We start from the raw sequence: 1,625 nt of genomic DNA, 5'->3' as shown, positions 1-1,625 counted from the left end.
CAGGGGAGGGCATACGAGGTTGCCTCTTGGCTCGTGGGGTCGTATGTGTGTATAAGAGACAGCGACCGCCCCGATCCCCGCCGCCGTCACCGCCGACAACCGCACCACCACCGGCCGCGCCGTACCCGCCAGAAACGGCTCACCATCCTGTAACCGACCGTCATCCAACAACAACCGCCAGCCCGACAACACCGCCTGCCCCGGGGAGAGTTCGGCCGGCGGCGTCGGCAAGTAGTCGACGAGCGACGCACGCGGCCCGTCCCAGCTGCCGAGCCGAGCCATCTCCGCCCGAACCGTGCCGGCGTCGGGCGTGCCGAGATCGACACCCATCGCCGCCGCCAGGCCGTGCAGGATCCGATGATCGGAGTCGTCGCTGGTCGATACCGCCGTCTCGAACGATCGAACCCGTCCCTCCCAGTTCAGAAATGAACCTGTCTTCTCGGCAACCGGCGCGACCGGGAACACGACATCGGCGCGATCGGTCACCGAGCTCCGGCGGACCTCCAGACTGACGACGAATCCCGCGGACTCGATGGCCGCCAGCGTGGCGTGCGGATCAGGCAGGTCAGCCGGATCCACCCCGCCGACCAGCAGTGCACCGACTCCCAAGGTGACCATCTCGCTGAGATTCAGACCGGGGCTCGCGGACAAACCAGTTGTCCCCCAGACCCGTTCGACTTGCTCGCGAGCGCGGGCATGCTGGACCGAGCGGGCGCCGGGCAGCAGGTTGGGCAGGCAACCGGTGTCCAGGGCGCCGCGGTCACCGGCGCGGCGGGGAATCCAGGCCAGCCGCGCGCCGCTGCGTTCGGCCAGCCTGGCTACCGCCGACAGCGCACCTCGGCTGGTGGCCAGCCGTTCCCCGGCCAGGATGATCGCCGAGGAGGGCAGTTCACCCGTCAGTGCGTCCAGGGCGGACGCCTCCTGGCCGGGTTGGGTCAAGACGACCTGGGCGGCCAGCTTGACCGATCCCTGCGAGGCGAACGGTGCGATCGTCACCACCCGCAGGCCGTGCTTGCGGACCGCCTTGCGCAGTCGCAGGAACACGATTGGCGATTCGTCCTCGGGCTCGAACCCGGCCAGCACCACCATGGGGGCGGCCTGTAGGTCGGCATAGCTCACGTCGCGGCGGCCGGCCACCGCGGCGGCCAGGAATTCCTGTTCCTCCACCGAATGTGGCCGGGAACGGAAGTCGATGTCGTTGGTGCCCAACGCGATCCGGGCGAACTTTGAATAGGCATAGGCGTCCTCGACGCCGACCCGGCCACCCACCAGCACACCGGCACCGCCAGAAGCGGCGGTAAGGCCGCGGGCAGCCACATCGAGGGCTTCGGACCACGCCGCCGGGCGGAGGTGTCCAGATTCGCGTACCAGTGGGGTGGTGATGCGGTCGCCGACGCGGGTGTAGGTGAACGCCCAGCGGCCCTTGTCGCAGTTCCACTCCTCGTTGACGTCCGGGTCGTCACCGGCCAACCGGCGCAGCACTACACCGCGGCGATGATCGGTGCGCTGGGCGCACCCGGAGGCGCAGTGCTCGCAGACGCTGGGGCTGGACACCAGATCGAACGGGCGGGCCCGGAACCGGTAGGCGGCCCCGGTCAACGCCCCGACCGGGCAGATCTGCACCG

General features: G+C 69.7%; 1 protein-coding gene. It reads right to left on the bottom strand.

Annotated features, from left to right (window positions below; all coding sequences use genetic code 11):
- The coding region (locus HPC46_RS34305) for a molybdopterin-dependent oxidoreductase (protein ID WP_179476426.1) at positions 1-1,625 on the bottom strand (1,625 nt) is incomplete at both ends.

The sequence above is a fragment of the Mycolicibacterium vinylchloridicum genome (assembly GCF_013404075.1).
GTDB lineage: Bacteria > Actinomycetota > Actinomycetes > Mycobacteriales > Mycobacteriaceae > Mycobacterium > Mycobacterium vinylchloridicum.
The sequence above is the reverse complement of the archived record's forward strand: the minus strand, read 5'-3'. Positions and strand labels throughout refer to the sequence as shown.